8 protein-coding genes are annotated in these 6,245 nt (G+C 29.0%); all 8 read right to left on the bottom strand.

From position 1 onward, the window contains the following. Positions 1–215: 215 nt before the first annotated feature. On the bottom strand, positions 216–1,466 hold the full coding sequence (locus PKV21_08500) for an MFS transporter (GenBank protein HOM27528.1): 1,251 nt from the start codon (positions 1,464–1,466) through the stop codon (positions 216–218). Positions 1,467–1,565: 99 nt separating this feature from the next. Next, positions 1,566–2,777 (bottom strand): DNA polymerase IV, encoded by a 1,212-nt coding sequence (gene dinB, locus PKV21_08495; GenBank protein HOM27527.1) that lies wholly within the window; start codon positions 2,775–2,777, stop codon positions 1,566–1,568. A 2-nt stretch (positions 2,778–2,779) separates the two neighbouring features. Further along, positions 2,780–3,025 (bottom strand): hypothetical protein, encoded by a 246-nt coding sequence (locus PKV21_08490; protein ID HOM27526.1) that lies wholly within the window; start codon positions 3,023–3,025, stop codon positions 2,780–2,782. Then, positions 3,022–3,612 (bottom strand): transcriptional repressor LexA, encoded by a 591-nt coding sequence (gene lexA, locus PKV21_08485; GenBank protein HOM27525.1) that lies wholly within the window; start codon positions 3,610–3,612, stop codon positions 3,022–3,024. The genes PKV21_08490 and lexA overlap by 4 nt, the downstream gene beginning before the upstream one ends. A 52-nt stretch (positions 3,613–3,664) precedes the next feature. Next, positions 3,665–4,645, bottom strand: coding sequence for a DUF523 and DUF1722 domain-containing protein (locus PKV21_08480; GenBank protein ID HOM27524.1), 981 nt, complete (start codon positions 4,643–4,645; stop codon positions 3,665–3,667). A 61-nt stretch (positions 4,646–4,706) separates the two neighbouring features. Continuing rightward, entirely contained in the window at positions 4,707–5,165 is a 459-nt protein-coding gene (locus PKV21_08475; protein HOM27523.1) for a YMGG-like glycine zipper-containing protein, read from the bottom strand. Between the two features lie 23 nt (positions 5,166–5,188). Continuing rightward, complete coding sequence (locus tag PKV21_08470; protein HOM27522.1) at positions 5,189–6,049, bottom strand: OmpA family protein; 861 nt, start codon at positions 6,047–6,049, stop codon at positions 5,189–5,191. Between the two features lie 18 nt (positions 6,050–6,067). Further along, a partial coding sequence (locus PKV21_08465; GenBank protein HOM27521.1) for an MscL family protein occupies positions 6,068–6,245 on the bottom strand: 178 nt, incomplete at its 5' end.

Below are 6,245 nucleotides of genomic sequence, written 5' to 3'. Positions count from 1 at the left end.
TTTCTTAAAGGGGTTTAAACCCCTTTAAAATCCCCAAGAGGTATCAACTCCCCCAAACACCCCCTCAATCTTTGAGGGGGATTTATGGTATTTTTGTCACTTCTGGGCAAAAAACGCCAGAAAAAACACATGGAATTTTTTAAATTCCAGTGTTTTATACCCCTGGTTGAGTAAGTATTTACCTCAAATATCGGATTGAAAAATTTAAAATAAAATTAACTTTTAAATTCTATTTTTCCTAAGAAATAAGAAAAAATCAAAGCACCTATTATACAGGAAAAACCTCCAATAAATAAAGTCAGGGGAACACCTAAAAATTTCCCAAGATAACCTGCAAGTAAACTACCAAAAGGTGCTGTCCCCATAAAAGCAAGTGTATAAAAACTCATAACTCTTCCTCTTTTATCATCATCCACAAATGATTGTAAAAAAGTATTACTTGAAGCTATCTGTAAAACCATACCAAAACCTGTAATAACCATAAAAATCAAAGCAAGAGAAAAAAAACGTGATATAGAAAACATTATAAGTCCTGAACCAAAAACAATTGCAGAAATTTTAATAATTTTTTCAAGTCCTTCAGTATTTTTTCTACCCGCAAGATAAAAAGCACCGATTAAAGCACCAAAACCACCTGCTGCCATTAAAAAACCAAATGTTTTTGAAGTTCCTTTAAGAATTTTCGTAACAAAAACAGGCATCAGAATTGTATAAGGCATCCCCATTAAACTTACAAGAGCAAGTAACAAAATTACATATTTTAAGTATGAATAATTTTTAACATAAAGAAATCCTTCTTTCAGTTCCTGAAAAATATTTGTTTCCTTTGTTTTTAAGTTTCTTGATGGAATATTTATTAGGAGAAGTGAAATAACGACAAATATATAACTTATAGCATTTATAAGAAAACAAATTCCTTCATTTGTCATTCCAATTATAATACCTGCTAATGAAGGACCAACAACTCTTGCACTGTTAACCATAGAAGAATTTAAGGCAATTGCATTCGGTAAGTCCTCTTTTTTTTCTATAATATCAACCACAAATGCTTGTCTTGATGGCATATCAAAAGCATTTATACAACCAAGAAATATACCAAGAAATATAATCTCCCATACTTTTATAGTTCCTGTTAATGTAAGTATTGCCAGTATTAATGCCTGTATTGTTGCAAGAATCTGTGTAGTCAACAGAATTCTGTATTTATCCTTTCTATCCACAACTACACCTCCAATAGTTGCGAGTAAAAAAGTTGGTATCTGTTCAGCAAAACCAGTAATTCCAAGTAAAACTGTAGAATGTGTTAGATGATAAACAAGCCATGGCAAAGCAATCCTCTGAACCCATGTACCTATTAAAGAGATACTCTGTCCTATAAAAAAAAGACGATAATTTCTATACTGGAGAGAACGAAAGATTGTCTTAATTTTTTCAAAAAAAATTTCTTTTTTTATAAGTTCTAACATAACATACCTTTCAAAAGATTTTTTTATAAAGATAAATTTTAACTGTATAATAAATCCTGTGTCAAAATTTTCAATGTGCTACTTATTAAAATATTTCTCTTAGATATTTATTTTTTGCTCTTTTAATGTCCACAGATAAAAGGAGTGCGTCTTTCTTATTTTTGATGTATTTAATAAAATTGCAGGGATTAAGGTATTTTCACCAAATTTTTCATTTATTCTATCTACATAATAAAAAACCATTTCTCTTTTTATTTTTTCTTCAAAGACATACTGACATTCAGGATTGAATAAACCTCCAACAGAAATTCCAATACCCCTTATTTTTTTCTCAATTTGTAAAGAGGATATTATTTCACAGTAAAGATTAAAAATTGTACTTCCATCAGCGGGAATGTCATTAAATCTTTTTCTTTTCAAAATAGATGAAAAATCCTCAAATCTCAAAAATAAAGATATAAAATTTCCATGTTTTTTTTTCTTCCTCATCCTTTCTGCCACTCTTTCACATAGATTGAATAGTGTTTTATTTATAGTATCAATATCATCTGTATCAAAAGAAAAGGTAAATGAATGACCTATTGAAACTTCGGGAATTTCAATCTGTATCTGGGGTTTTTCTATTCCACAGGCATAATTATATATTCTTTCACCCAACTTACCAAAAATCCTTACAAAAAAATTCTTACCCGCTTTTTTAATATCCCCGCATTTTTCTATTCCCATATCTGAAAGTTTTTTATATGTTTTCTCTCCTATACCTGGAATTTCACTTACAGGCAAATTTTTCATCAAATCTTCAACCTCATTTTCTTCACATATTTTAATTCCATCAGGTTTTGATAGAGATGAGCATATTTTTGCAATTAATCTATTTGGTCCAGAACCAATTGAACATTTAAGACCTGTTTGTTTTTTTATTTTATTTTTTATTTCTTCTGCAAGATATTGTTTCCCCCCATATAATTCATAAATTTCACTGACATCAATAAAAACCTCATCTATTGAATAAATCTCAATATCTTCTTTAAAACTTCTTATAATTTCAAATATTTTCTTTGATGTTTCTATATATTTTTCAGAATTTCCAGGAACAATTATTAAATGCGGACATAGAAATAAAGCCTGATAAGTACTCATTCCTGATTTCACTCCATATTTTTTTGCTTCATAAGAACAGGATGCAACAACTGATTTTGTTGATGGCCCTCCTGAAACAGCAACTGGTTTTCCTTTTAAAAATGGATTTGTAAGTTGCTCAACAGAAGCGAAATACGCATCCATATCAATGTGAAAAATTACCCTTTCCATTTTTATAAAAGATGTATTTTTTCAAGATTCCAGATTAAATCTTCAGGGATAAAGGATAATTCAAAAATATTAAAACCATCTGTAACAGCAAAATTATAAATATCTTTTTCTCCCTTTTTTGTTTTCCATCTGTATGTTATTTTTTCAATATTTATTTTCCTGTTTTTCCATATAAACCAGTTTATTTTAATTGAACCATTTTTAAAAATCGCACCAACTATTATTTTTTCGTTTATTTCTGTTATCATTTTATTTTTCTGAATAAACCCACAACCTTACCAATAATCAGAGGATTTTCTTTTATTATTATTGACTTATAAGAAGGATTTGCTGGTTTTAACTCAATAAAATTTTTTCTTTTATAAAAGTATTTGACAGTATATTCACCATTGTAAAAAACAACAGCAATATCTCCATTTTCAACTTCAGCATTTTTTCTAATAATAACATAATCACCATCAAAAATACCTGCATCTTTCATACTATCACCTTTAACAATCAGAGAAAAAAATTCTCCTTTACCCAAAAATTGACCATTAACACTTATAAATCCTTCCAGATTTTCTTCTTCAATATTCGGTATTCCAGCAGGTATTCTTCCAATTACAGGAATATTTAAAAAGTGCTTTTTTAAAATTATTCCTCTTGAAGTTTTCTCCTCTCTCTTAATATATCCCTTTTTTTCAAGAGCATTAAGATGTGAGACAACAGCAGTTGGACTTGAAAATGAAAAATGTTTCATAATTTCTTTTATAGATGGAGGATAACCATTTTTTATTATATAGTCATTTATGAATTCAAAAATTTTTCTCTGTTTTTCTGTTAAGTTTTTCATACTGTAAATAATTATACTGTAAATTTATATAGATGTCAAGAGGAATTTTTAGTTAAAATAAATCAGAAGGGAATGGATTTAAATATTTCTGTTTTATAAGATACTCATTTTCAAACCTGTAAGCAAAATTTTTTAAAATTTCTATTAACAAAATCAAAGGTATTTCATTTTTCTTATATCTTCCCAGAAGGTCTAAAAAATGTCTTTTTTCCTTCTGGTTCAACCTGTTTTTAAAATGTCCGTAAATATGCTGAATAACATTTATATTTGACTTTGGATTCATTTTTTTTGAAAATGCTTTATAAAAATTTACTCTGTAATTTTCTTTTATCTCTCCAATATTTTTACTATTATCATAATTTGCAAGAAAATTCCCAAGAAATCTTAAAATTTTTTGGTTGTATGCCATCAAAAGATATTTATAATTCTGGTGAAAATCAAGAAGTTGTTTTATAGAAATCATATTTTTTAATGTCTCATTCAATTCAAAAAAAGAAAAAATTCTGACAAGGAAATGAAATTTAATATCAGGGTTTTTCAATCTTGCCTCATCTTCAACAGGTAAATATGGAAATTTTTCTTTCACTCTCATTGCAAAAAATCCTTTACCTCTATAACCTGATTTTTTACCATCTTTTTCATAATAAATTACTGTTCCAGAGACACCACAACTTGGAGATTTACTTTTTAAAAGAAATCCATCTATGTTATTTAAAGAATTTAAAAATTTTTCACAGAAAATATTCATTTTTTCTGTTAAATCCAGATTTGTTTTCTCCTGAATCAATCTGAAATCCTCACCATAATTAAATATGTTTATGGGTTCTCTTGGAACAGAAAGACCGATATCTACTTCAGGACAAACAGTAATATATTTTACAAACCTTATAAGTTTTAAAACAAATTCATCCTTAATAATACCACCATTATATCTTGTATTTTCAAAATTAAGACATCTTGAAATAACAACTGTTGGTTTTTTTTCTGGATAAAGGAAAGATGTATTTAAAAATTCTTCTTTCTTTTCCTTCAATTTCCTTTTCCCTAAATTTTTTAATTATAATACTTCTTTCTATAACTTTTAAAATTAAGAATCAATTAATCGTAACCTCTCTTACTTCTTTTGAAATGAGTTTGCCATCTCTTAAATATTCAACAGTAACCATTCTTTTATTATCCTTAAGTTGCCCGGGTGTTGCAACTATTTCTTCCTTTACTCCATTTTCAGTTACCCTTGAATATTTCACGACTGCATTTAATTTTCCTGCTTCATTTGCTGCCTGAGTAACAACATCTTTATTTGCTTCTACTACCTTTTCTTCTGATTTTTTCTCAAGTGTATTTCCTATCCATCCACCAGCAACTGCACCTGTTGCAGCACCAATTATTGCTCCTCTCCACGGCTTGTTAGAATCAATTATTGCACCTAATATACCACCTGCAACTGCTCCGATTGTAGCACCCTGTTTAGTTTTTTCAGAGAGATTCCCAATTGTCTCACAACCACTGAATAACAAAAGACCAATTAATAAAATCCCTGCAATTCTTTTCATTTTGACCTCCTTTAAAAAAACTTTCACTCACTTATTACAGAAAAACTAACTTTTCTTGCAGCAGGCCATTCTTTTTTAGGAACTTCAATTTCTCCATCTGCTTTTGTTTTTAATTGATTTTCTGAAATCCCTTCTTTTTCTATTAAATAATTTCTGACAGCATTCACTCTTTTTTCAGAAAGTTTAAGATTATACTCTGAAGACCCTTCAGGTGATGCTGAACCAACAAGAAGAACCTTTAAATTATTTTCCTTAATAATTTTAGCATTATTTTTGAGTTTCTTTATACTTTCTGCTGTAAGTTTTGCACTATCATATGGAAAATAAATATCCAAAAGATTGAAGGTGGAAACTTTAACCTTTTCAACTGGTTTTTCCACTACCTTCTCAACTGGCTTTTCCACATATACTATTTTTTCAACTGGCTTTTCTACAATTTTCTCAACCGGTTTTTCCACATATACCACCTTTTCAACTGGCTTTTCTATTACTCTTTCCACTATTTTCTCAACCGGCTTTTCCACATATACTATTTTTTCAACTGGTTTTTCTACATATACTACCTTTCCACATCCTTCTCTAACTACTTTCTTCTCTACAGGTTTTTCTTCTTTTTCTTCTTTTTCTTCTGCTTTTTTACTTCCAACAAATATATAACCTCTATTTCCCCATAATTCATTTTCTTTACCTTCGGGTGGCTTTGTTGGTATCCACCAGTATCCTTTTTTTGCATTATCATAAACAGGTTCTTTTTGTGCACCTGATTGTCCATACCAGGAAAATTCTTCAGGTAAAGAAACTTCAGAAGATGCTTTTTGACAGAAACCTTTACCTACCAGAAGAAAAAAACTAACAGCCACCAATATTAAAAACACTTTTTTCATACTAATACCTCCTTTCTTTTAAATTTTCTTTTCCTTTAATATATCCCTTATTTCAGTTAAAAGCAACTCTTCTTTTGAAGGAATAGGTGGAGAAGGTGGTATTTCCTGCTGTTTTTTGAGTTTATTTATGCCTTTTACAATAAAGAAAAGAGCAAAAGCCACTATTAAAAAATCAACAAATGTCTGTATAAACTTT

Source organism: bacterium, assembly GCA_035371905.1.
Classification (GTDB): Bacteria; Ratteibacteria; UBA8468; order B48-G9; family JAFGKM01; genus JAMWDI01.
This window is presented reverse-complemented; position numbering and strand designations above follow the sequence as displayed.

What these genes read in the sequence shown, in the direction of transcription:
- PKV21_08500 (HOM27528.1), bottom strand. Translation starts at nt 1,466, where the DNA reads ATGTTAGAACTTATAAAAAAAGAAATTTTTTTTGAAAAAATTAAGACA.
- dinB (HOM27527.1), bottom strand. Translation starts at nt 2,777, where the DNA reads ATGGAAAGGGTAATTTTTCACATTGATATGGATGCGTATTTCGCTTCT.
- PKV21_08490 (HOM27526.1), bottom strand. Translation starts at nt 3,025, where the DNA reads ATGATAACAGAAATAAACGAAAAAATAATAGTTGGTGCGATTTTTAAA.
- lexA (HOM27525.1), bottom strand. Translation starts at nt 3,612, where the DNA reads ATGAAAAACTTAACAGAAAAACAGAGAAAAATTTTTGAATTCATAAAT.
- PKV21_08475 (HOM27523.1), bottom strand. Translation starts at nt 5,165, where the DNA reads ATGAAAAGAATTGCAGGGATTTTATTAATTGGTCTTTTGTTATTCAGT.
- PKV21_08470 (HOM27522.1), bottom strand. Translation starts at nt 6,049, where the DNA reads ATGAAAAAAGTGTTTTTAATATTGGTGGCTGTTAGTTTTTTTCTTCTG.